Origin of the sequence: uncultured Bacteroides sp., assembly GCF_905207245.1 — a bacterium.
In the GTDB taxonomy this organism is placed as follows: Bacteria; Bacteroidota; Bacteroidia; order Bacteroidales; family Bacteroidaceae; genus Bacteroides.
In genome coordinates, this window is the sequence record NZ_CAJLKP010000085.1 from 1 (window position 1) to 26,064 (window position 26,064).

General features: G+C 45.9%; 15 protein-coding genes and 1 pseudogene. 1 reads left to right on the top strand and 15 read right to left on the bottom strand.

From position 1 onward, the window contains the following. Nucleotides 1–342: 342 nt before the first annotated feature. From QZ135_RS20290 to QZ135_RS20330, 9 genes are all read right to left on the bottom strand, one after another. On the bottom strand, nt 343–1,629 hold the full coding sequence (locus tag QZ135_RS20290) for a WD40-like domain containing protein (RefSeq protein WP_294613665.1): 1,287 nt from the start codon (nt 1,627–1,629) through the stop codon (nt 343–345). Between the two features lie 96 nt (nt 1,630–1,725). Further along, nucleotides 1,726–2,658, bottom strand: coding sequence for a metallophosphoesterase (locus QZ135_RS20295; RefSeq protein WP_294613668.1), 933 nt, complete (start codon nt 2,656–2,658; stop codon nt 1,726–1,728). Between the two features lie 282 nt (nt 2,659–2,940). Then, complete coding sequence (locus tag QZ135_RS20300) at nt 2,941–5,757, bottom strand: TonB-dependent receptor (protein ID WP_294613671.1); 2,817 nt, start codon at nt 5,755–5,757, stop codon at nt 2,941–2,943. Nucleotides 5,758–5,861: 104 nt separating this feature from the next. Next, the gene (locus QZ135_RS20305) at nt 5,862–7,442 is read right to left on the bottom strand and encodes a glycoside hydrolase 43 family protein (RefSeq protein ID WP_294613674.1); all 1,581 of its coding nucleotides are present in this window, start codon (nt 7,440–7,442) and stop codon (nt 5,862–5,864) included. 12 nt (nt 7,443–7,454) lie between these two features. Further along, nucleotides 7,455–8,843: a family 43 glycosylhydrolase gene (locus tag QZ135_RS20310; protein WP_294613677.1), complete on the bottom strand. Its 1,389-nt coding sequence runs from the start codon at nt 8,841–8,843 to the stop codon at nt 7,455–7,457. A gap of 150 nt (nt 8,844–8,993) precedes the next feature. Then, nucleotides 8,994–9,377 carry an L-rhamnose mutarotase gene (locus QZ135_RS20315; RefSeq protein WP_289123991.1) on the bottom strand — a complete coding sequence of 128 codons (384 nt, stop codon included), beginning with the start codon at nt 9,375–9,377 and terminating at the stop codon, nt 8,994–8,996. A 101-nt stretch (nt 9,378–9,478) separates the two neighbouring features. Then, the gene (locus QZ135_RS20320; protein ID WP_294613682.1) at nt 9,479–11,164 is read right to left on the bottom strand and encodes a RagB/SusD family nutrient uptake outer membrane protein; all 1,686 of its coding nucleotides are present in this window, start codon (nt 11,162–11,164) and stop codon (nt 9,479–9,481) included. Nucleotides 11,165–11,188: 24 nt separating this feature from the next. After that, nucleotides 11,189–14,266, bottom strand: coding sequence for a TonB-dependent receptor (locus QZ135_RS20325; RefSeq protein WP_294613685.1), 3,078 nt, complete (start codon nt 14,264–14,266; stop codon nt 11,189–11,191). A gap of 93 nt (nt 14,267–14,359) precedes the next feature. Further along, nucleotides 14,360–16,000: an alpha-L-fucosidase gene (locus QZ135_RS20330; RefSeq protein WP_294613688.1), complete on the bottom strand. Its 1,641-nt coding sequence runs from the start codon at nt 15,998–16,000 to the stop codon at nt 14,360–14,362. A gap of 219 nt (nt 16,001–16,219) precedes the next feature. Between QZ135_RS20330 and QZ135_RS20335 the strand changes: the two genes are divergently transcribed. Further along, nucleotides 16,220–17,077 (top strand): AraC family transcriptional regulator, encoded by an 858-nt coding sequence (locus QZ135_RS20335; protein WP_294613691.1) that lies wholly within the window; start codon nt 16,220–16,222, stop codon nt 17,075–17,077. A gap of 193 nt (nt 17,078–17,270) precedes the next feature. Here the strand turns inward: QZ135_RS20335 and QZ135_RS20340 are convergent, their stop codons facing one another. The 6 genes and pseudogenes from QZ135_RS20340 to QZ135_RS20365 form a co-directional block, all read right to left on the bottom strand. Then, nucleotides 17,271–18,401, bottom strand: coding sequence for an aldose epimerase family protein (locus QZ135_RS20340; RefSeq protein ID WP_294613694.1), 1,131 nt, complete (start codon nt 18,399–18,401; stop codon nt 17,271–17,273). 7 nt (nt 18,402–18,408) lie between these two features. After that, entirely contained in the window at nt 18,409–19,962 is a 1,554-nt protein-coding gene (locus QZ135_RS20345) for a glycoside hydrolase 43 family protein (RefSeq protein WP_294613697.1), read from the bottom strand. Nucleotides 19,963–19,988: 26 nt separating this feature from the next. Further along, a complete protein-coding gene (locus tag QZ135_RS20350; protein ID WP_294613759.1) occupies nt 19,989–20,996 on the bottom strand; it encodes a glycoside hydrolase family 43 protein in 1,008 nt (335 codons plus the stop codon). A gap of 3 nt (nt 20,997–20,999) precedes the next feature. Next, a pseudogene (locus QZ135_RS20355) lies at nt 21,000–22,811 on the bottom strand (glycoside hydrolase family 2 TIM barrel-domain containing protein); the annotation flags it as partial. 148 nt (nt 22,812–22,959) lie between these two features. After that, entirely contained in the window at nt 22,960–24,222 is a 1,263-nt protein-coding gene (gluP, locus tag QZ135_RS20360) for a glucose/galactose MFS transporter (protein WP_294613700.1), read from the bottom strand. Nucleotides 24,223–24,401: 179 nt separating this feature from the next. Next, nucleotides 24,402–26,064 (bottom strand): glycoside hydrolase family 127 protein (locus tag QZ135_RS20365; RefSeq protein WP_294613756.1); only part of this gene is annotated, 1,663 nt, incomplete at its 5' end.

The following is a 26,064-nucleotide window of genomic DNA, read 5'->3' on the forward strand; positions in this document are numbered from 1 at the left end:
AAAAAGAAAAATGGTACTAACAAATAAAAGCTTTCAACTAAAGTGAAGAAGAACCACTAAAACCAGTACACATCACCTCTTCGTGGGAACGAGAGTTTCTCCTCATGGGAACGCTCGTTCCTTAGGGAGGGAACGACAGTTTCCTACCGGTAGGAAACTGCAAACTCTTATATATGAATGGTTTGGATATACTATCAAAAGGCGCTAATCGTAAGCATCAATAAGATGCCATACTTCAGTTGTCCGGCAAAGGTTGCAAATGACGAACCGAAAGGCATATCAAGAAGAAAGCCAACAATAGAGACATTCTTTTTTATGAAAGTAGGGATGTTTTCCTCCGCTTTACCGCGCCATCACAATCTCCGAATAGGAATAGCCGATGCCGGGAACCGATTGCCAGTCTTTACTTACTAAATCGTATGCATAAATCAGCCTGCCGCCTCGGTAAGTGTCGAACAGTACGTAGAGCTTCAGTGTCTCTGTATCTTCAGCGAGCATGGTTATGGAACGTGCCGGGTTGGGGAATGTGGCAAAAGGCTCTTTCAGGGTCATTGTATCCTGGTCCCACAGGCGCAGTTCGGTTTCGTCGGCTTTCACTATGGCATATCCTCCGGTGCGCACGTACTCGGTGGTTCCGTTATCTTTTTTATCGGTTATTGTCCGGAAAGGAATAAGTGCGGTAGCTTGTATCTGCTCGCCGACATGTACTTTGCTACTTAGCAAATCCAGTACGACGGGCGTAAAGCTATTATTGCCGTTATCGGCTGAGAGCAATAGCTGGCTGGCACTGCTCTGTACACCGGGATAGCGTGTCAGAGCTTCGGGTTTTATGTTTGCAGGTAGTTCGTAGCGGTGAGCCATGGGAGGCATCTGGCTTCGGGTGTAACCCGAGGTTGTGACGGAGACCAATGCCACTTCATTGGAAGATATCTGTCTCACGGCTGTTATGGAGCCATTGATATTGTTGCAAAGGGTTAATATGCTTTCAAGTCCCGTATCCTGCCAGTAGCGCATGGATAGGTCGTAACAGTATACCTTGCGGATTCCGTCCTTCGTTTGTATTCCGCAGAGACGTTGGCTTTCGGGGGCGTTCACTACGCAGGAGAAGTCTTTCTGGTCTTCTGCCAGTTTCACGATGTTCTTAGGGTCGCCATCTGTGAGGTTTATGTGCTCGATGCAGTTATCATGACCCGTGTCGGAATGGGAGTTGGTGATGCCGTAGAGTTGGAACTCTTCGGGGGCCTGGCCGTTGGAGACTGCGATTTCGCCAAGCGTCATTATGTCGCCGGCGCGGCGCAGAAGTATTTTGGTAGTTGAAGCGGGATAGTGTCCGGGTGCCAGGAAGGTGATGCTTGTGGCGGTCTGTTCCAACATGACGGGCAATACGCCACGGGCATAGCCCTGATAGTTGAGTGCGGGCTCGTCGGGAAGCGGCCAATAGATTTCGAACATGACATCGTCATCGGGCTGGAAGCCTTGCGCTTTGATGGTTACTTTATCTCCGGGATTGAATACGGTGCCTGCGGCAGGCATTACGATGTCGGTTACTAAGATGGGTTGTTTGTCGTCATCTTTTGCACAGGCCGCAAGCAGCAGGCCGAATAACAGGAAGAGGTATATCTTCTTCATAGCGCTTTTAATGTTTGAACGATGCAAAGGTATTATTTTTAGCGATATACTCTCTTCTCTTTACTGTGTATTTTGCCTCGGAAAGTGAAAAAGGAATTACCGTGAGGTGCGTGTCACGGTATGCAGCACATTCCCTTTCTTGTCAATCATCCGCAACGTCAGTTCCTTCTTGTCTGCCGAAATGATGGAGAAACCCGGTTCCGGACTGCAAAACACTGTTCCTTCCGTGGGTTTCACTTTGCGGGAGAGGGAGCCGGAGGAGTTGACGATGTAATCAATATTGCTTCCCGCCTTGCGGATGTGCTGGAAGTTGTGGATATGTCCGCAGACGTACATATCTACTTTATGCTTGCGGAGTATCGGGTCGAGGCGGGCTTGCATATCCAGGCGTTCGCTGTTGTCCTTCGGAGTTTCGGCGTAGATGGGGTGGTGTCCGGCAACGATGACCCAGTCTTCTTTTGCGGCGGTCAGTACGGAGTCTATCCAGGCGAGTTGTTGCTGTAAGTCCTGCTTGCAGGCGTCGGGATAGGTGGCGGAGTCGTTGCGGTATTTGTCCATCATGGGGGCGGTGTCCACCCAGACGATACGGAGGGTGATGCCGTCGTCCTCGAATGCTTTGGTATAGTAGCGGGCGGGCATGGTCCAGCGGCGGCTGACGTTGGTGTAGTCCATTACGGCTTGCGTGTTGCCGCGGTATTCGTGGTTGCCAAGTACGGGAAACCAGTCTATCATTAGTTCCGGGTGGGAGTAGATGAGTTCGTAGTTAGTCATCCACAGAGGGTCGTTCACGCTGCGCACGCCTTCAAAATGGTGGATGTCTCCGGTGGCGACTACGAATTCGGGACCTACTTCTTCGGCCATGGTGCCCATCAGTTCGGCTATGGGCTTTTGGTCGTAATAACCGTTACGACCCAGGTCGTTGGCGACGTAGAAGTTGAATTTCTTGTCGAAGATGGAATAATCCGTTATCTGTGCGGTTGCCCAGTTGCTGAGGAGGACAACTAAAAGGAGAAAGAATACTTTTTTCATTATTATATTGATTTGATTGTTAATTATTTGTTGGCGGAATTAATTTTTTTCATTTCTATTAGGGATATGAACAAAATGATTTGCGGACTATTCGTCATTCTGAGCGTAGTCGAAGAATCTACTCTCTTGGCATAAGGCTGCGCTATACAGTAGGGGAAGAGATCCTTCGACTGCGCTCAGGATGACAGATAGTACTACTTATCACTAAACGCTAATCACTTTTGTTCCTTTCTGAGCGGTTTTGAATTCATTTCGTCAACAAATTGTTAGTTGAATAGTAATTCAAAAGTTGATTTTTACGCCTGCATTTACCTTTATGCCGTAATGTTCGCTCTGCATCGTCCGCTCCTTTGTTCCCTGATAGTAGCGCAAGGGCTGGTTCAGCAAATTGGTAGCTTCGGCATAGAATGTTGTTTTCAGTTTCTTTCCGAAAGTATAGCTGGCGTTGGCATCCATATAATTCACTGCATCGTAATAGCGGTCGTAGAACTTCTCCGCTCCCATTTCGTCGATAAATGCCGATGCATAGTTGTAAGAAAGGCGGAGGCTCACACCGGATTTCTCAAAGAAGAGCGAAGCATTGGCCGTGTGTTCCGGAGAACCCGGCAGGCGCAGACCGCTTTCATTCTCACGTCCCTCGAAGTTGAAGTTATCCACGCGGGAGTAAGAGTAAGTGTATGTTCCGTAGAAGCCGATGCACTTCAAGGCCGGGGCTATGAAGCTGAAATCGCGCTGATAGGCCACTTCCACACCCAGCAGGTCGGCGTTGCCCGAGTTGCGCGGCTGGCTGAACTTGGTATAAGTGGTTCCGTTGTAATTGTAGTTGCGCATAGTCTGGTCTACGATGAAATCGTTGATTTTCTTGTAGAAGACACCGGCGCTGACAAGACCGATACTCTTGAAGTAATACTCACCGCTCAGGTCGAAGTTATAAGAAATGGTAGGTTTCAGGCCCGGATTACCCAAAGAGATGGAGTTGTCGCTACGCTTAATCGTAATGTTCGGTGCCAGGGCGGCATATTTGGGGCGGGCAATTGTATTGGTGAACGAGGTGCGCACCTTGAAATCATCATTTACATCATACTTCACAAGAACGGAAGGAAGCACATTCAGGTAACTGTCCGACTCGTAGGCTGTGCGGGTGGTCTTGTCTTCGTCCGCATCATACTGGCTACCCGAATATTTCACATGCGTATTCTCCAGACGCAGGCCCAGCATCAAGTCCCATTTCTCACCCAGTTTCTGGTCGAAGCGCAGATAACCTGCCGCAACGGTTTCTTTGGCGTTGAAGTTGGTGGCAAGCTCTTCCTGCACCTGGTTCTTTTCAAACAGACTCGCATTGTTCAAGTCAAGTTCTCCCAGATACTCCTTGCTTATGAAGCTACCGGCTTTATATTGTTTGCCCGGCATGTATCCGTCCCGGTTCTGGTCTACGGCAGCCGCCAGACTGGTTTTATCGAAACCGTCTTCATCCAGTGGGGTGTATTCGTAGAAGTCAATCTCTTTATCTTTAGTCTTATGCACCACCTTAGTTCCGAAGCGCAGATGATTGCCGAACTTTCCTTTCGTGAGTGGTAAACTAAAGTCGAGTTTGAACTTGAAGTCCTTCTCTTGAATATCTTCCTGTTGCTCCGTCACTTCTTTCAGACTGAAATCGTCGTTCAGATACATAGCCGAACCTTCTTGCGGGGTAAGCAACGGCTTGCGCTCATCGCTCAAATCCATTGTGAACTTCTGTTTCTTCAGTTGATAGTCGATGTAGCGTTCATTGGGACGTTCTTCGCTGGCTTTGGCGTAGTTGACGCTCCACTTTGTGTCCAGTTTGCCAAAGAGGTGCTCGCCGCCGAGGGTGAAGTCCATTGTGCGCTGACGTTCCAGACGGGCGTTGCGGTTGTCGGGCGTGCCGCCTTTGGTCTGCACGCGCACGGCGCCTTTGTTGTTGATGGAACAATATTCGTTGCCATTGTCGTCTTCTTCCAGGTTGATACCTTTCACGTTGAGGCGGTAACGGTTTTCCCAGTCGTTGCGGTTGTTGAAGATACCTTTGAAAGTCAGCTTGTGGTTCTCGTTGATGTCCCAGTCCAGTGCGGCGGAGTAACTCTGACGTTCGCGGGTGACGTAGTATTGGCGCACCTGATAGTCGGTGATGCAGAGTTCTCCGGTTTCTACATCCTTGTCCCATACAAATTCGATGTCATCCGAGCCGGAGGGGGAGTTCTGATAGGAAGCGGAAAGAATGAGTCCCAGTTTGTCGTTGAAGAAGCGGTCGCCATAGGTGAAACCCAGGTTTAGTTGCGCTTTGTCACTAATCCAGTTGTAGCCCGTTCCGGCGGTGGCACTGATGAAGCGTTTATAAGGAGAGTTCTTCGTAATCAGATTGATGGAACCGCCGATGGCGTCGGCATCCATATCCGGGGTGACTACTTTGTTCACTTCGATGGTCTGTATCATATCTGCCGGGATAAGGTCCAGTTGCACGTTGCGCGTATCACCTTCGGCAGAAGGGACGCGGTTGCCATTGATAGTGACGGAACTCATGTCGGCAGAGGTTCCGCGCACTTGTCCGAAGCGGGCTTCACCCTGGTCGTACTGTACGTTGATACCCGAAATGCGTTTCAGTGCATCGCCTATGTTGGAGTCGGGGAACTTGCCTACCTGGTCGGCAGACACTACATTCTTGATGCCGAGACTGTTCTTCTGCGAATTGACGGCGCGGCGTTGTCCTTGGAAAGCACCGCCTACCACTACTTCCTGTAATTCCACTCCTTCGTTCATCACTACGTCTTTCTCCAAGGTGCGTCCTTCGGGAATGGTTATTTTCAGTTCTACGGGTGAGTAGCCCACATAACTAACTTTTACGGTATATGTCCCCGGTTCGAGGTTGGGGAAGGTGTAGAAGCCGTTGACGTCGCTCGTCACTCCGGCGTGCAGTTTCTCGATGTAAATGGAGGCACCCGGAAGGGTTTGTTTCGTGGCATCAATGATGCGGCCGCGTACGGTGCCCTGTTTCACTACGTTTACTTTCTCGTCGGCTTTTGCCGTGCTGCCGACTGTTAGAAATAAGAATAAGAGCGTGAATACTTTAACAATGTGTTTCATACCTGTTGTCATTCGTTGATTAATTTGCCGCAAAAGTAGAGACATAGCGTTTCATACGTTTTGCGGCAAATTTAAGAATCGGTAACAAATATGATACATTCCGGTTACAATCGGTAATGGAAATAATCCACATCTACGAAACCGGTCTCTTCCTTATCATTAAAACAATAAATGCCTACGCGGTCACCCCGGTAATTTCCCCATACCAATTGATAAGGTTCGCTAAACGGCAGGAAGTTATCCCCGTCCAGACTATAATAATAATGGGATTTACCATCTAACCCCCACTGCGTCCTAAGCCATACATATTGCGACCGGATGGGTATTCCTCTGGTTATGTTATCATTCTTTCTATATTCCAGATAGCAGATACCCTCTTCTTTTACTATGCCAATAGCCGAATGTTGTGAAGAGAAGTGGCAAAGCCCGTTTTTTTGTCCGTCTTTCATATTGGAAATATCCATCTTTATCACGACATCATTATCCTGCTTTCTGAAAGTTCTTTGTGTAAGTGTATTGCCGGCTTTCAGCAGTTTATCGGCCTCTAAGGGGCGGTAAGCTTTCAGACGTAACCAGCCCGGACGTTCGGTGAGTGAAAAGTATTCCTTCCTCGGCTGATAGTTCCACTGCCACTGCGGGGCAAGCCGTTCATCGTCGAAGTCATCACTACGCTTGATAGATAGTTTTTCAGTATATTTGAAGGGCATCTTTCCACCCCATTTCATTGTACCGATATTCTGGGGAAGTGCTTCACCCGGTATGGGCCAGCCATCTATCCACGTAACGGGTAGGAGACTGACAATTCGCCCGCTCCAGTCCCCTGTTCCATGATGGGTAAGAAAATACCAGTTATTGTCCTTTCCCAGGATAATACCTCCTTGATTCGGTTCCATAGCCTCACAACTGGGCAGTGCCAACTGTTTTTCTTCTTTATAGGGTCCTGTCAACTTTCTGGAACGCTTTGCCATGACGTAACGACCCACTCCCGGCTTATGCTCACTGAAAATCAGATAATACCAACCGTTCACTTTGATCAATTTACTGGCTTCCCTGCCACTGCCCGAATGGATGAGTACCGCAGATTTCCGGTCAATGCTTTTCCCATCTTCAGCCATTTTAAAGAGATAGGTCTTATATCCGTCGGCAAAATGGGTACCGACAAAGTAGGCTTTTCCGTTGTCGTCCCACATTGCAGTACAATCGTCCCAGCCTGCTTCGGCAAGAAGTGGTGTCAGTGGTTCCCACGGACCTTCGGGGTGAGCGGCGGAGGTCATGAAATAACCTTCGTCGGGTGTACCGAAAAATAGATAGAACCGTTGGTTGTGATACCTCAATGTTCCTGCCCATACCCCTTTGCCATAGCGGTTCATACGATCCCAATTCAATTCTGGTCCAATCTGAGTCAAATCATTGATGATGTTTCCGTAAAGTTCCCAGTTGACGAGATCTTTGGAATGCAGTAAGGTCATTCCCGGTGAGAACTGGAAGGTGGAGGATATGGCATAATAGTCGTCACCCACACGAATGCAGTCGATATCGCTATAATCTGACGGAATGATGGGGTTCAGGTAGGTACCGTCTTCCTGGTCACCCCAGTTTTTCCAGTTCCCCCATTCAGCTTGTTGCTGCCCCATCAGGCAGCCGCTAAAATATACGCAAAAGATGAGTGCTAATAGGTGTTTCATACTAACTTCTTATTAGTAAATATTCCATTCCCAAATTCCGTTTACGCCCTCTGATATCTTTATCCTGAGATACCGGTATTTCTTGTCCGGTGCATCCGTATGTGGCGACTGTATTCTTATATCTTCATGTCCTCCACAAGCTTCCCATACCTTTCCATCGCTCGAACCTTCAAGCAGATAGGCATGTCCGGCTGTGGGACGCACAAAGTAGACTTCACTGCGGCGCACCTTCCTGGCTGTTCCCAAATCTGCAACAATCCAGCTTTCATTATCCCTGTCAGCCGCCATCCACCGCGAGCCATTGGCCCCGTCTGCTGCAAAAGCGGGAACAAAATATTCTGTTCGGCGGCACAAAGTATCCTTCATCGGTTTGATGTGTAAAGGCTCTGCTGTGCTGGACGCATAAATGGTGTCTATCTTTATCTTCTTCTCCCGCTTTACTTTCCGCAAGGCACCCACTCCATCCAGAGTAAGTTCAACAGGCCTGATTGTGCCGTCTTCATTAAACTCCAATCGGTTTACATAAGTTTGCCGGTTTGTACTACGCCGTCCAAACTCCAGATAGGCGAAGTAATAATCATCCGTTCCTTCCGGACTGAATACACAACCATGTCCCGGGCCGAAGACCCCCTTCTTATAATCAGTCGTGGAAATGATATCCTGCTTGGGAAATTCAAACGGCCCCATTGGAGAAACTTTGCTCATCACATAGGCGTACTGATACTTTTCGTCTCCTCCAATGGTGTATAAATAATAGTATATTCCTTTTCTTTTAAAGAAAATGGGTCCTTCGGAATATTCTTTGCGGGGAGTGGAGATCATTTGAATGTCTGAATCCACCGTTATCATATCTTTATTAAGTTTAGCCACATGCCTGCGTCCCCAGAACACATAAGCCTGACCGTCGTCATCAATAAACACCTCAGCATCAATGCCTCCGGGATCTTCTGTTTGTAATAAGGTGGAAGTCGTGAAAGGTTTATGAAACTCATCTTTTCCACGGGCCAGCCTGAAAGGACCATCCGGGCTATCCGCTACCGCAGGATACATATATCCGTTTATTGTCGGATAGATGTAGTATTTGTCATTGGCTGGAACAACTTTACTGGGTGCCCAGTACTTTTCTTTCGCGGCAGAAGGGAAATAAGTACCGTCAAAGCTCCAATGAACAAAGTCCTTTGATTTCCATACCACAGGCGGTCCCGAAGTTTCCAATCCCCGGCCATATCCGTCAGTGGTAGCGTAGCAATAGAACGTTCCGTTTATTTCCTGAATGCTTGCATCTGCAATCATGTCAGGTATCAAGGCGTTACCGAAAGGATTGTCTGCTCCTGTCTGCGCTGTTATTGGCTCTGAAATCAGAATCCCTAACATTAAACTGGTAAAAAAACTTTTCTTCATAATATTATAATCGTTTTTTGGTTACATCCACTTTAAGAAAAAGCAAAGTAAGGCTTTTCTATTAATTAGAAAGGGCAAAAACAGGTCATAAAAGGGGAAAAATCTTTCATGGAACAATTAAATGCTCGGATAAAAGGATCTGAATGATTATTATTCATATAGATGAAACATCCGCTCCATCAATTTCCATTTTTCTGCAGAGGTGCTTGTAGGCACACACTCCTGAAATTTGGATACATACTCTTCCCATTCTGCTTGTCTGGGTAAATGAGAAAGCCTGTCCATAGCTGTTTCCCAATCGAAGTCAAGCGGTGTTTCTATAATCATGAATAACCGGGAACCTAATATATAGATTTCCATCTCTAAAATACCTACTGAACGAATGCCGGCTCTTATTTCCGGCCAGGCTTCAGGTTTACTGTGGCATTTGATGTATTCCTCAATTAGTTTAGGATTGTCTTTTAAATCCATTGTCTGGCAATATCTTTTCACCGGGCAATGGTATTCCTTCACTTGGTATCCTTTATTTGTCATAATCTTATTGCATTAAAAAACTATATAATAATATAAGTATCCGGAGACAAAGTTCCGGATACTTAACCATACCTATTAATTACTTGTCCATTAAATAAAAACTAATTGTATCCTGTATTCTGTTTGAGGTTCTTATTGACATTCAGATCATTCTGTGGTATTGGGAAATAACGGTTATGAGGTGACCAGGTACGTTTCTCAAACTGATAATACATGTCTTCATCAACCGGAGAAGCTGCAGTTCCGCTTCCCCGATAATTCCGGGCATTGGGATCGTCTGACAGTTTAACGCCTGTGAATGTATGGTTCAGCTCTTTTTCGGCAATGCCCCAACGCAGTACATCATAGTAACGCAAGCCTTCAAAAGCCAGTTCAACCCGCCTTTCTTTGCGGACAGCTTCACGGATTAGTTCCTGAGACATATTGGCTTTTTCAAGTTTTGTTAATTTTACGCGGTCACGAATATCGTTTATTGTAAGGTCGAGAATGTCTTGGTCTATGGCACTTGGTTGAGCTTCGTTCAAGGCTTCCAGATAACTTAGCAATACTTCTGCATAACGCATTATCGGCGTATAAGTGGGAGTAGCTCCCAAATTGTTGATTATGGAAGGGTCACATCCTTTCTTGGGGCAATAACCATTAAACAGGGCGAACTTGTTATAGTAATCTGAAGTGTTGGCACCTTTGAAACAGTCGTAGGTTATATCATTATATTTGGTTCCCGGATAACTTCCCAATGGCGGCAAGAAGACGGACGCATATAAACGTAAATCACGATTTGCATAGGGGTCATTTTCATCATATACTTCAGATGTTTTTATATCCTTACCGTCTGTACAAAAGTACTCTTTGACCAGTTCATTATAAGGGGCAAATTGGTGCCAACCACCGTAAGCAGCCTCGGGGTACAGGTATTGATAACGTGAATTTGTATATAAATCCTTTACTCCCATGATGCAGAATATTGTTTCAGGACTATATTCTCCGCCTATCTGGAATAGCTTTTCATAACTATCTTCACCATAACGGCGATCCAGTTCATATGTTCCGGAATCAATGACGCTACGCAAAACAGCAGCGGCTTCCGACCATTTCTCCTGTGCCAGATAGAGACGGCTTAACAAGACTTGTGCTGCTCCTTTTGTGAAACGTCCATATTCTTCCGACGAGTATTTGGTTGGCAATAGATTGATGGCTGCTTTCAAATCAGTTTCCACCTGAGCATAGACGTCCGCTTGTGGAGTTTGTGAGATGGTGTTAGCTTCTTCTACTGACAATGTTTTCAATGGCATTGGTACATCTTTATAATAAAATGCAAGATTGAATAAGAAATAAGCGCGCAGGCATTTCACTTCGGCTGACCAGATTTCTTTTTTGTCTCCATCCATAGGACAGTCCGTTATATTTTCCAGAAAGACATTATATTTGGCTATCTGGGTATAGGCGTTTCCCCAAAACCAGCGCAGATTACTATTAGTGGCAACTGTGTTGGAACTTGCCATCAATGTAGAGAAGTTTTCTTTTTCCGTACCATTACCTCCGGCAAAGTCCAGATAGAGCAATCCTTGTGGGGTGGCAAAATCATCGTGCGACCAGCCGGTCTGGAAACGATAGCATCCGGTTAATGCCAGCATAGCATCTCCCTCGCCCGTCCAAAAACTACCATCAGAAATAGATGAAGGAGGTTCTTTGTCTAATAAGTCTGAACAACTTACTGTTACCAATGATAAAGCCAAAGTAACTAAACAGGTTTTTGTTATTTCTAATGTATGATATATATTTTTCATATTGTTCTTGATTGAATCGTTAACTTAGAACTTGATATTAAATCCAAATGAATAGATGCTATTGATAGGATAATAAGATGGCCCATCTCCTGTAGCAATTTCATTTTCCGGGTCCCAACCTTTATAGAAACTGTTGAAAGAGAACAGATTCTGCCCGCTCACATAGACACGTACATTTTCCATTCCTATTTTCTTTGTCCATGTTTTTGGGAAGGTATATCCTATTTGCACATTCTTCACACGTAGGAAACTGGCATTACGTACCCAGTAATCAGAGGTCTGAAGGTTTGTGTTATTCATATTCAGAGTTTCCAAACGTGGATATTCTGCCCATTTATTGGGATTTGCTTCTGTCCAGCAATTGTCTGCCTGCCATCTCTGGATTTGTCCGCCATTGTAAAATGCATAGGCCATATAGGAACCGATGAGTCGTTTGTGCCCTCCCAAGCCTTGCAGTAAAGCGGAGAAATCGAGTCCTTTGTAAGATGCTGACAGATTCAGACCATAATAGAATTTAGGGGTGGTACTTCCTAATACGGTGCGGTCATATTGTGCATCCACTTTGCCATCAGGCACTCCGTCAGGGCCGCTGATGTCTTTGTATTTCACATAGCCCGGTTTTAGGCTTGATTTACCAACCAATTGTTCAGGGGCTGCATCTATTTCAGCCTGATCTACGAATAAACCATCTGTCTCGTAACCATAAATTATTCCGATAGGTTGTCCCACAATACGGTTATTATTGATTTCTTCAGTAGCACCATTTGCCAGTTTCTCTACGGCATTCTTTACCCAGGTAAAGTTAGGAGAGATGCTAAAGCGGAAGTTACGTCCGATTTGTCCGTTATATGTAAGGTTTACCTCGATACCCTTATTGGATACAGCTCCAACGTTTGACTGTCCAACCTCACGTCCCATTATACTGGACACTTCTACCGGTGCCAGAATGTCTGAGGTATATTTGTAGAAGTAATCCAAGGTACCGGTAAAGCGTCCGTTAAACAGACTGAAATCCAATCCTATGTCGGTGATAGCTGTTTTCTCCCAGGTGATCTCCGGATTATTATAAGTTCCTGCGGCAGCGCCGGGCTGCAAGGCGGCAGGATTGCCAAAGGGATAATCTTGTCCAAGGCCGTAAGTTTGCTGATACGGATAAACGCCGATGTTTTGATTTCCCAATATACCGTAGGAAGCACGAACCTTCAGATTATCGAATATATTAGAAACGGAACTGTTTTTCCAGAAGTCTTCTTCTGAGATTCTCCATCCGGCAGATACGGATGGGAAGATTCCCCAACGATGTCCGTCTGCAAAACGGGAAGAACCGTCATATCGCAAATTGGCTTCCAACAGATAACGGTCTTTCAGTGAGTAATTGATACGTCCGAAGAAAGATAATAATGCGTATTCTTCCAATGAACTGTTATTCGTAGCTGTTGCTTTGTCACCTGAACCTAATTCATACAGATAATTATTGGGGAATGTATTTCTGTAACCTTCTAACCCTCTATTGGCTGATTGCTCTACAGACGTACCTGCCAGTAACTTAAAACTATGATCTTTTATCCGCTTTTCGTAAGTAGCCAATGCTTCGAAAGTAGTGTACGTATTGTTGGCTGTCCAGACATTCAAGGAAGCCGGTCCCACAGTCTTGCTTTCATCAAAATAAGTATCTGCACGATAAGCTTTATCATATTTAGTCCAGTAATTAACTCCTGCTTTTCCGATGAAAGAGAGTCCTTCAACAGGAGTGTCCCATTTCAACTGTCCGGAAGCACTGATATTTCTATTGATGTTTTGCACGAAAGATTCACTTGCCAGCCATGCCTCCGGGCTGTAATTGTCCTGATACCCAAAACTGCCGTCAGACTTCCGGCCTGCATAGATAGGACCCTGGCGCACGGCATATCCTATCATCCCATCAATACTTTGAGGCTCTCCATTGGGAGCATTGTATTTATTATTATAGGCATTGATATTCAGGTTGAGGGTAAGTCCTTTGGCTATTTCACTTTTCATCGTGAATAATGCTGTCATACGTTCGTTAGAAGTATTTGCCGTCATACCTTCCTGGTTGCGGTAGCCTATTGATAAGTTGTAGTTCGTTGTGGCATTACCGCCTTGTATGCTGACGTTATGCTGATGTTGGAAACCGGAACCTGACTCCAATAACCATTTCAGATGATTTACATTAGGATAATTATCGGGGTCTGAGCCGTCTTTGAATTTCTGTATCTCTTCAGGAAGGTAGGCATCTTGCTTATCCATATTGCGCATAGCCATATTGTAGTATTCTGCATATTCCCATGAGGACAGGAAATCCGGTAACTCCGTGGGGCGTTGCCAACCAAAAGAATTACTGTATGTGATGGTGGTCTTTCCTTGTACTCCCTTTTTGGTTTCAACCAGGATCACACCATTAGCGGCACGGTTACCGTAAATAGAGGCTGAGGCGGCATCTTTTAGGAAAGAAATACTCTGGATGTCGTTAGGATCTATATCGTCTATATTCCCGGATAAACCGTCAATCAATACTAACGGATCTGTTCCGGCATTGGAGAAGGTACCTGTACCACGTATTTTGACCGTTGCTCCTGTTCCCGGACGACCGGAAGTTTGTAAAACACTCAGTCCCGGTGCTAAACCTGCCAATGCTTGTGCAGTACTCATCACAGGTTTGCTGGCTAAGTCTTCGGCCGATATGGAAGATACAGCCCCTGTCAGATTCACCTTCTTTTGTGTACCATAACCTACGATGACAACTTCTTCCAGCTTCTTCGTATCTTCTTCCATAATGATGCGAAGCTGCTTATTCTCTTCTGCCTTTATCTCCTGAGGAATATAACCTACATAACTGATATGGAGAATATCTCCGGTTTTAGCTGTTACGGTAAACTTACCATCCAGATCGCTGACAGTTCCATTATTGGTACTTTTAACCAATATGCTAACTCCAATCAGGGGTTCGCCGGAAGAGTCGGTAACTAAGCCTTTCACATTGCTTTGCACTTGTGCCCAAGTAGCGTTGCTAAGATGACAAACCAATAGGATCATTATGAATCTCATTGGTTGCATAAGTCCATACGTTAATCTGTTTCTCATAATTTTAATTGATTATTGGGTTATTTTTAAGGTATAGCGAGAGCTTATCGACTTTTAAAAAAGCCGATAAATACTCTCTTATTCCTTATGATTTTATTTCTTTATTTTAAAGACGGGAGCTATGTTGTTGAGCTTTTTCTCCGGCAGATTAATGGAAAGCCCTTCTGCTGTGCGGTTGAACCGTACCGGTCCATATCCAAGCAGTTCTACCTTCCTTATCTTTTGCGGAAATAGTTTGCTGTCGGCAGCTAATGATTTGATGATTACATTTCCATTTTCCGGCCAAGCCAGAACCGTGGCATATAAATCCTTCTTGGTTTGGGTAAAACGGATCTCTTGTGCCGTAGCTTTGCTATATGCTCCTTCGTTGAATCCTTGTGCATTGATTTTGATATCGGCTTCGGCTATCGGACCTTCGCCGAACACTTCCCAAGGTCGGGTGCTGTAGATAGCTTCTTTATTGATATTCATCCATTCGCCGAATTCATTCAGTATCTTTTCTTCTTTTTCATCAAACGTACCATCGGCCCGCAATGGAACGCTGAGAAGCAGATTACCATTCTTACTTACGATGTCAATCAACAGTTTTGCGACATCCGAGGCTGATTTATACCAGTTATTCTCATAGACAGATGTAGTGTAATGCCATCCGCCAATGCATGAACAGGATTGCCAGGGGCGCTCCATTATTTCATTGGGTGCACCGCGTTCTACATCCCAGACGATGGCTTTGCGTTGGTTTTCATCCAATATCTTACTCAACATGACGGCTTCTAACTTCCCTTTGTGGGTTGCCATATTGTGGTTGTAGAAGTGGGCCGCAATCTTTAATCCGGCATCACTGATTGGATAGAATGGGGCTACGGTGACATCAAAATAAATCAGATCGGGATTATAACGGTTGATGGCATCTACGGTACGGTCATAGAAGTTTGTGCAGTATTCCTGAGTAGGCAAGCATGCCCCGTTTCCCCAGGCCCATTGGCTATGAATCATGCCATCCGCCCAGCTACCTTTACTCATCGGATGGTTTTGTGCATATAGGTCCTGAGGGTCATATCCTTCCCACCATTTACCTTTGCCGTCAGCTTTTGTTAAAGTGCCATCGTAAGGAACACCGGCTTTAGGTCCGTGTCTGTCATAACGTTGGGAGGGTTCGTACCAAGTCCAGGCATGGTCAGCATGGAAACTGATACCAAATGGAAGTTCGTATTTGCGTGCAGCTTTTTCCCATTCCGCCAAAACATCACGTTTCGGTCCCATATTTTTTGAATTCCATGGTTGGTATTTACTGTCCCAAAGGTCAAAATTATCATGATGGTTACCTAAAGCGAAAAAATACTGTGCCCCTATTTTCTTATAGAATGCCACTAACTCATCCGGATTCCATTTTTCTGCTTTAAATAAAGGGATGATGTCTTTGAATCCCACTTCAGAGGGGTGTCCGTAGTGCTCTACATGATGCTTATATTCTGATGTTCCTTCCATATACATGGAGCGTGCCATCCAGTCGCCCGAACCTTCTACACACTGAGGTCCCCAATGCGCCCATATTCCGAATTTTGCGTTCCTAAACCATTCGGGAACCTGGTAATTCTCCAAAGACTCCCATGTAGGTTGGAATTTACCTTTCATCATAGGTTCGTTCTTTTCTGAAACCGGAACCTGATAGTTCTGGGCAGATAAGGTTCCTATTGAAAGAACTAAAGAGGCTAATAACATTTTCGTTTTCATAGGTATTAATTTTGTTTCTATTGTACATTGCAAAGATAGAGATTAATTAATAGTTGTAATAGGACTAAAAAGTGTTTATATTGGAAAATATCGATGATATAATTGGGAAATATCTGATACTATAGGATAAAAACGATTTTTATATTGAGAATATCGATAATCGTTTTGAATGATGAAGAAATTCACCTACCTTTATCAAATTACTAAATATGATATACTATGGCACTATTAGTTGATAAACTGCATCCTTTGGTATTAAATGTAGGTTTGGCTGTACACAATGCAGATTGGAACTGGAAGAATGTAAATAGTCCGTTTACACGTTTATATTACATAACGGAAGGAACTGCCCAGATACAACTATCAGGAGGTACACAGATATTAAAGCCTAATTATTTGTATTTCATCCCGGCATTCACTGTGCATAGCTATATCTGTAACTCTTATTTCTGTCATTACTACCTGCACATTTATGAAGAACATCAGTCAGATTCCAATTTATTAGATGAGTGGGAGTTTCCGGTTGAGATACCTGCCGGAGATTTGGACCTGGCTTTGTTTCAGCGTCTATGTGCAATAAACCCTCACATGAGTTTGCCTAAGTCGGACCCTGCAAGTTATGATAATAACTCGATGCTCATGCAGAACCTTCTGAAAAATAAGCAACGGGCATTGTGCGACAAGGTTGAGTCGCGTGGCATAGTGTATCAGTTGCTGGCACATTTCCTAAAACGTGCGCAAGCTAAGGTGGAAACTAAAGATGACCGGATAGAGAAAGCTATTCTTTATATACGTAAACACATATACGAGACTATAGACTTGGCAACATTGGCCGAAAACTCATGTTTGTCGAAAGACCATTTTATCCGTTTGTTCAAGAAAGAAACTGGCGTTACTCCTTCAAAGTATATCAATCAGAAGAAAATAGAGAAAGCACAGCTTATTTTAGTGACTGATGAGATGTCCGTTAAGAATGTGGCTTTTGCCCTCTCCTTCGATGACTATTCTTATTTTAACCGGCTCTTTAAAAAGACAACAGGGCTGACTCCGCAGGAATATCGTAACTCGTATCATTAGTAATCGGAGATTTAGAACAGTTTTCTTGTCTGAACCGTATCCGGTCCGTGTCTGGGCCGTACCTGGTCCGTATCAAGTCCATGCGTATGGATACGGAGATGACACGGACTTGGTACGGTTCAGGTAATGAGATGGAAGAGATACAGAACATTCTTATTGTTAATCTATTGTCCTCACGGAAATCGTACTCCGATTATTTGCGTACCGAGAATTTATAGATGCACTGGCTCTGATATTTCTCTCCCGGTCGTAACACAGCCGACGGCCACTCCGGTTTGTTAGGAGTGTCGGGATAGTGTTGTGTTTCTAGGCAAACGGCCGTACGGAAATTATAGACAATACCCTTTTTGCCGGTCAATGTGCCGTCCAGGAAGTTGCCACAATAAACCTGTATGCCAGGCTCGTTGGTGTAAACATTCAGAACAATGCCTGTGGCGGGTGATTCGAGTGTGGCACATACTTTACTTACGTCTCCTTGAGTATTCAGCACCCAGTTGTGGTCAATGCCATTTCCATTCTTCAACTGTGCGAAGTCTAGGTCGATGTTGGCACCTATGGCAGTAGGTTGTCTGAAATCCATGGGAGTACCTTCAACACTTGCTATTTCACCAGTCGTCATGAAGGTACTGTCCACCGGAGTATAATGGTCGGCGTTCAGGGTCAACAGATAACTTGAATTATCCTTTGAAGGATTGCCATCCAGGTTGAAGTAAGAGTGGTTGGTCATATTGACAATGGTCGGTTTGTCCGTTTCCGCCTCATACTGTATGTCAATGGCGTTGTTATCCGTCAGTTTCATGGTGACGGTGCATTGAAAATTACCCGGGAAACCTTCTTCTCCATCTTTTGCCAAATAAGTCAGTTGCACTTCTTGATTGCTCTTCTGAACGGCATTGAAGATGCGGTACTGGAAACCTTTCGGACCACCGTGCAGGCAGTGCCCGTAGTTGTTTTGCGGCAATTGATATTCCACTCCGTCCAGTGTGAAGCGTCCCTGGTTAATGCGGTTGGCGTATCGTCCGATGCTTGCTCCGAAGTCAGACGGATACTTGATGTAATCCTGTATGGAGTCGAAGCCCAATACAACATCTTTCATAGTACCGTCTTTATCAGGCACTATAACCGACACGATACGTCCGCCGAAATTGGTGATGCACACTTCCATCTTGTTCTTGTTTGTCAGGACAAACAAGTCGGTCTTTTCACCATTGACTTCTGTCTGGAAATTGCTCCTCTTTAATCCGGATGCGGTTAAGTCTTCTTTCACATTTGTGGTACATCCAACCATTAGGGCTGTGCATACCAAAAGAATCAGTTTATTCATATTGCTTTTAATTAGATTGTTTTTCATAACGGAAGAAGTCGACATCCACATATCCGCCGACAGTTTGGGTGGCATAATTGAATATGGCGAACTTATTACCCGTGAAGTGTGCCATGCTGAATATCATGTGGAACTTATCTCCCAATTGAGTCCAGTTACTATCGTCCAAACTATAAGAGAACACGGCATGGTCTGTAGTAAAGTCGCAGTCCATTTTCAGATATACGATATCCTGATTCAGTTCTTTGCGAGCTTTCTCTACATTGCGGTCGGTCATCACTAAATACTTTTTACCATTCTCCTTGATGACGGAAATGGTTCCCGGTTCTGAACAGAAAGCAGCCAGGCCAGCATGGTCACCGTCATTCATATACGTGAGGTCGAGCGAGATGACACCGCTGCACTTCGGACCTTCCGTGCGTTGTGTCAGTGTGTTGCGTGCTTCGAAGATGTCTTTCGCTACCTTTCCAGTCTTCAGGCGGAGGTATCCTGGACGTTCGGTAAGTGTCCAAAGTGAATGATCCGGATTGTGGTTCCATTGCCAGGTCAGACCCAGTTTGGGAGACTTGTCAAAGTCATCGCTCACCACGAGTTCCGTCTTTTCATCATAACCTTGTACAGGTGTTTTCATTACCGGAGGCACTTTTCCGTTTTCATCGCCCAGTATCGGCCAACCATCCTCCCAACGGCAAGGCATCAATACCGGTACACGACCCACAGCCTCATGATCCTGAAACAACATAGCATACCATTCACCCTTCTCTGTGCCGATGAAGCAACCTTGTGCCACACCGTGGTTGGCATATCCGAGGTCGTCCGAGAGAATTGTTTTCATGTCGTAAGGTCCCGCCACTTTATCAGAGCGGAAGCAAAGCTGTGTGCGTATGCCGCCTTCCGGCCACCAGATCAGGGTGAGGTAATACTTACCATCGAATTTATAGAAGTGCGTACCTTCGAGCAAACCTTTCGGTTCGCCAGGGATAACTTCCACCTGCAAGCCGTCGGGATTGATGCCGGATAAATCGTCTTTAAACTCAATGATGCGGATGTGGCGTGCGCCATAAGCCAGGTAGATTTTCCCGTCGTCATCGAATAGCATAGAGGCATCGTGCAGGTATTCGTCGAGCACCAACTTCTGTTCCCACGTTCCTGCCGGGTCTTTTGCAGTATAGATATAAGACTTGTTGCCTGTGCCGAAGAATACATAGAAGAGCCCGTCGTGATAGCGTAAAGAAGCTGCCCACTGTCCGCGGCTATAGATGTTGCCGCCTTCCAGGTCGTTGTAGGGGCTTTCGTTGATTTCATCGAACACGTAACTGATGATTTTCCAGTTCACCATATCCTTGGAGTGCATGATGGGGGCACCGGGAGACATGTGTGCAGTGGTGCTTACCATGTAGTAATCACTGCCTACGCGTATTATGTCCACATCCGGCACATCCGAGTAGATGACAGGGTTTGTGAAGGTTGTTTCTTCTTTGGCTACCTTCTTGCCGGCATTTGTGCAGCCGACAAGAAGAAACAAAGTAAGGCAACCCATCCATAAAAATGCTTTATTCATAATCGTTTATAGATTTTCCGGGTTTATTATTTAACCACTGTACCCGATGGTTTTTTCAACCGTGTACTCTTAGGATAAGGCGTACCGAATACAGGATAATCGTCCGCCTTCCATTCTATCTTCTGGGTGCGTGGAGAGCGTGTGTCGCCCATGCCCGGAGGGTCAGTCTGGGTGTCACGTGCATGATAAAGGATGTAATGTTCTTTACCGTCGGGAGATTTGAAGAAGCTGTTGTGCCCTGTTCCGTATACATCATTCTCGGGAGACTGGCGGAATAGGGGTTGAGGCGATTTCTTCCAGGAAGCCGGGTCCAGCAGGTCTGCATTGGTGTCTGCCGTCAACATACCCAAAGCATAGTACGGAGTCCATACACCACTTGCCGAATAAACGACGTGGATATACTTGCCTTTAGGACTTTTCAGAGGTTGAGGCCCTTCGTTTACAAATACTTTGTGTGGGGGATTCCAGCCATTATCATTCTTATAGTGTCTTTCCCAGTCCAGTTCCGGCTTGGAGATCAGTACTCTTTCGGAGCCAAGGGTCCATGGATTCTTCATCTCGGCAATGTAGATACATTGAGTCTCTGTATCTACGCGGCGTGTCTGCCAGCCGGACCATACCATGTACAGTTTTCCTTTATTCTCGAATACCGAACCGTCGATGGCCCAGTTGTTATCCTTGTCAGTACTGATGCGGCCTTTCATTACGAATTCACCTTCAAACGGGTCTTTGTTTACATTCTCCAGTACATACATCTGATGGTTGTCCGAGTTGCCATCATCTGCTGCATAGTAGATGTACCATTTGCCATCGATGTGATGGATTTCGGGTGCCCAAAGATTATGTTTGTTTGATGGGTCGGTAGGAATCCAGATGGTCTTCTTCTCCGCATTGCGGATGTTGGTCACGTCCTGGGTTTTCCAGAGGACGAGACTATCGACCATGGTGTGCATGTAATAGTAGGAACCATCGTGCCACAAAGCCCAGGGATCGGGACCGTAATTGAGCAACGGGTTAGTGTATGTATCTGCCACGTCTTCGGGGTTTTTGCTGAAGATACTATGGATCAGTTTCGTATCAAACTTAGGAGTGCGATCATAGTAGTAGATACCGTTCTGTTCCTGTTCAACATCAGTCAACTGGGTGTAGCAATAGCCCCATACCTGGTCTTTCAGTTCAAGAATACCATTCATCTGACTTTCCAGACGTTCCAGGAATTCTTTTTCTGTCTTTGGCGGTGTGCCGTATCCCCATGACTGTGTACTGGAGTTGGTCTTATCCTGATCTTTCACCCATTTGATGCCACCTACTTCATCTATCAGATAAGGCATTTTGCCATCATATACCGGGAAGTCGTACATCTCATTCTGGCGTAAGCCGTTGAAACCGATATTGGCGGATGGAACTCCTATGACATAGTTGGGAGCCTGGAAGAACTTGCCGTCCTTGTAGATGATGTCTTTCAGCTTGGCAGGATCCTGCTCATAGTTGTGTACAGTCCATATGTCTGTTTTGATGTGGCAACCACCGCTGGCGTCGTTTACAGGACGGGTGGGGTCGAGTGATTTGGTCAGATTGTATAAATCTGTCGTGAAGCGGGGATATTGCACTCTATCCGGCCACCATTCTTCGTTCATCGGTGTCCAGATCAATAAAGAAGGGTGATTGCGGTCACGAAGCACCAGTTCCGACCATTCCATCAGGAAGTTGCGAGCCACTTCTATGCTGTTGGCATCCATCCCCCAGCTTGGAGCTTCGCCCCAGGTGATGTATCCCAGTTTGTCCGCCCAATAGTAGAAGCGTTCTTCGAATGCTTTCTGATGCAGGCGTGCACCGTTGAAGCCGGCAGCCATCGATAGCTCGATGTCGCGTTTCAACGCCTCGTCGGTAGGAGCTGTCCAGATGCCGTCGGGATAGAAGCCCTGATCCAGTACCAAGCGTTGATAGTAGGGTTTGTTATTCAGATAAATCTTATTTCCTTCGATGTGCACTTTGCGCATACCGATGTAAGAAGAAACCTCATCAATCACTTTTCCTGCCGGGTCGATGACCTGATAAGTGATGTCGTATAAGAAAGGAGACTCTGGCGACCAGAGTTTGGCTTTCTTCACCGGAAGCACAGCTACAGAGCTGTTCGTGCCTTTCACGGTGGTGGAAGCAACTACCTTGCTACCCTCTTTCAGTATTATTTTCAGTTTGTTGCTGCTGTCACTGTAGAAGGCAGGCCATACTATTAATTGCTCCTGATCCACGTCGGCAATAGCCTGTACGGACTTCAAGCCGGAAGGATTGACCGCTTCCATCCATACCGTCTGCCAGATACCTGTGGTGCGGGTATAGTTACAACCATAGGAGCCGAATTGCAAACTTTGTTTTCCGGCACTCTGCATAGCCGAGCGCAGATCGCTGGATGCACGCACCACCAGATGGTGTTTCTTTCCGGGAGTCACCAACTTCGTGATGTCGATGCTGAACGAGGAACTGCCACCAAAATGACGGCCTGCCAGGGTTCCGTCAATGTAGATTTCCGAATTGAAATAAACGGCTCCGAAGTTCAGCAATACATTCTTTCCGCTCCAATCCTGCGGAACATTGATTTCTCTATGGTACCAGATATGATTGATGAAGTCCTTGTGTCCTACACCGGACAGACTGCTTTCGGGGCAGAAAGGCACTGTTATCTTTCCATCGAAAGATGTAGCCTTGGGGTATCCCTGTTCCAGACCAGAATTGGCGAAGTCGAATGTGTAATCCCACTCGCCATTCAAATTCATCCATGTTGTCCGCTCAAACTGTGGGCGGGGATATTCCTTCCGTGGAACATCTGCGGCATTCGCCTGGAATGCCATGCCGGCAGCCAGTAAGGCTGCAATCAAGATTTTCTTTATTTCCATAATTCTATTTTATATATGTTACGTTAATTAGAGTGCGATATAATCAGGATACTCCGTAAGTCCCGCCGATAAATTAGCATGCATATTGCTAATCATTTTATTGTTATTTCTTATGATGCGGGCGTATATTGGAGAGCTTCACCGTAAAAAGGATGAGATACAGGTAATAGAGAACTAGGCAACTCAATGCTGCCGATGTACCGACGGTCAGTGCATCCGCTCCGAAGCTCTGTTGCAGTGCCCCCATCAGCGGAGGCAGGATAGCCCCGCCTATGGCAAAGGTGCATATGATGCCGGAGGCCCGTTTCGTATGTTCTCCCAAGTCTTCGGAGGCCAGGTTGAAGATACTTCCCCACATGATGGAGTTGAAGAAACCGCAGAGCAACATCAGGATAATGGATACCTCGCTGTTTATCAATAAAGAAATGATGAGGAAAAGCATAGCCATGCCCGCACAGAACACCATTGCCGTGCGAACCTTTACTTTCCGCAATATAATGGAGCCGAATAAGCGTCCCACCATCAGTCCGCCCCAGTAGATGGACAGGATGCCGGTACCTCTCAGTTCATAGCCGAATAGGTTAATAGAATCTATACCCAAAGCCCTCATGCGGTCGGGCAGGAAACTCGGAATGCCAATCTCCACTCCCATATAAACGAATATGGCAATAGCACCGAAAATGAGGTGCGGATATCGGTAGGGGCTGCTACTACCTTGCACTTTATCTGCCACCTGTTCCTTCACTTCCGGCAGACGGAGGAAATAGAGCAACAGGCAGAGCACAAAGGCTATCCCGGCAATCAGAAGGAAAGGTATCCGTACGTTTGTCGCGTCCGGGCGTGCCTCTACCGGAGCCGACTCACTGATAGTCTCGGCAGAAATGAGCATGGTGACGAATATAGGTGCGGCAACCGTGGCTGCCGAATTAAAGAACCCTACCAGGTTGAGGCGGCTGGCAGCTTCACCCGGTGAGCCTAACGCCAGTACATAAGGATTCAGTACGATTTGCAACAATGCTATCCCTAGCGCAATGAGAAACATGGACATCAGGAATGCTGTATATCCCATGCCTACTACCGGATAGGTCAGGACAAACCCGATACTCACTACGAAAAGAGATAATACGGCCGAAGTCTTATAACCTAATTTATTCAGGAGATACGACAGGGGTATGGAGAATAAGTAAGCCCCAAAGAAAGCGGTGTTCACTAATTGCTTTTCCGAGAAAGAAAGCATCCATTTGCTAGACGCGAGGAAGTCAATCAGTGAGTTGTTCATTGTGGTGATGAAGCCTACCATAAAAAATAGGATAGACATGACCACCATCGGAAAAAAGAAACTGTTCTTTTCTATATTTTTGTTCATGGTATTTAGTATTAGTCCCTGTTGCACTGCGGCAAGCAAGGTGATTACTCTTTTGTTCTGTTTATCTCTTCTGTCTTACCCCCTTCGTATCTTCTTCGCTTCTATAGAGAGACGGGATAAGCGAAGGAGGTACGAGGAAGGTACGAAGAGGGTATAAGGAAGATACGGGAAGGCCCGGATTATTCTCTTTTACTTTGTTTTTTTATTAGGGCTTGATATTCTTTTTCTTTCTTCGCCCATTTCTGTGCCGGAAAGCGGTCGAAGTAAACCGCATGCTTCTGACCGTGGATGGTATAGAAAGGCACCAATGGCAATTGGGCATTTGCGGTAGTATTGGCATTGAAAGTCAGGGGCTTGCCCGGGACGGGAGCGATGGATTGAACGATAGATTCTGTGTCGGAGATAAAGCAGGGAATATCATATGTCTGTAACTCTCCTGTTCCCAACGGTGCAGCCAATAGCACCGGACCGTAGAAAATACCCATCCTGTCAGCATTGTCGGGCATGGATACGGTGTAGAGTTCCATTGGGATTTCAATCACTAATTGGGTATCTGTGCCCCATTCGCCTTGTAGGGTGAAGTAGGAACCGGGAGTTCCCGTTACTTTTTCTTCTTTTCCGTTCAGCGTAACTTTTATTCCTTGGGTTGCCCATCGCGGATAACGTATGTGCAATGGGAATTCTTTAGATTTTCCATTGAAAGAAATCTGCACCTTGTTATCTGCCGGGAACTGTGTTTCCAGCTTCACTTCCATACCTTTCTCTTTCCAGTTTAGTGAGGTCGGGATAAATAAGTTGACAAATAAGCCACCGTCTTTGACAGATTGGAAAAATACACTTTCGGCATATTTCACGTGGTTCTCAATGCCACTGGCTACACAACACCAGAAAGAATCAAAACGGGTGCTGAACTCTTTCTTCGTGCCGGACTCCAGAGGAACACTGTAGCAAACCATACCGTCGTCCGGATTCTGTGAAGCAAGTATGTGATTGTACAATGCCTGTTCGTAGTAATCCATATAGGCTGCCTGTGGGGCCCAGCTAAACAGGTGTTTAGTAAGTTTCAGCATATTGTAAGTATTGCAGGTTTCGGAAGTAAAGGGGCTCAGACGGTCGTTCAGGCAATCTGGTTTTCCCAAATGCTCATAGTTACTGTTACCTCCGTTCACATATGTGTGGTGGTTTACAATCCGGTCCCAGTAGAAAGTAGCAATGGTGTGCATATCCTTGTCTCCCGTCAGCTCATACAGGCGTGCTTCGCCTATGATTTTGGGCACCTGGGTGTTGGAGTGTTTTCCTTCCAGTTCGTCCCGTTGCTCTTTCAGTGGGTCGAGGATGGCTTTGTGATAGAACTGGCGTGCTAACTTCAGATAGCTTTCATTGCCTGTGATGGCATACATATCAGCAAAGGATTCGTTCATTCCGCCGAATTCGCAAGCCAGCATTTTCTGAAAGTCTTCTTCGGATAGGTCGCCGAAACTGCGGACAGCCCAGTCGCTCAACTTAATGCCCACCTCTTTGGCTTGTTCGCTGTCGGCATACCGATAGGCATCGATTAAGCCTGCCCATAGCTTGTGCAAGGTGTACCAGGGCACCCAGCCGCCGTTCAAATCGAATCCTTGCGAGCGTATATCGCCGGAAGATACTTCTGCCCATATTTTGTCTTCGTCAGGTATGCCTCCCACGTATCCTGTTTTGCGGGCATCCTGACACTCTGCCAATTCTTTTACGATGTAGTCCACCCGTTCCTTGAAGCGCTTGTCGCCACTGGCGGCGTACATCATGGCACAGGCTGAGAGGTAATGTCCCAGTGTATGGCCGGATACTCCCCGGCTTTCCCAG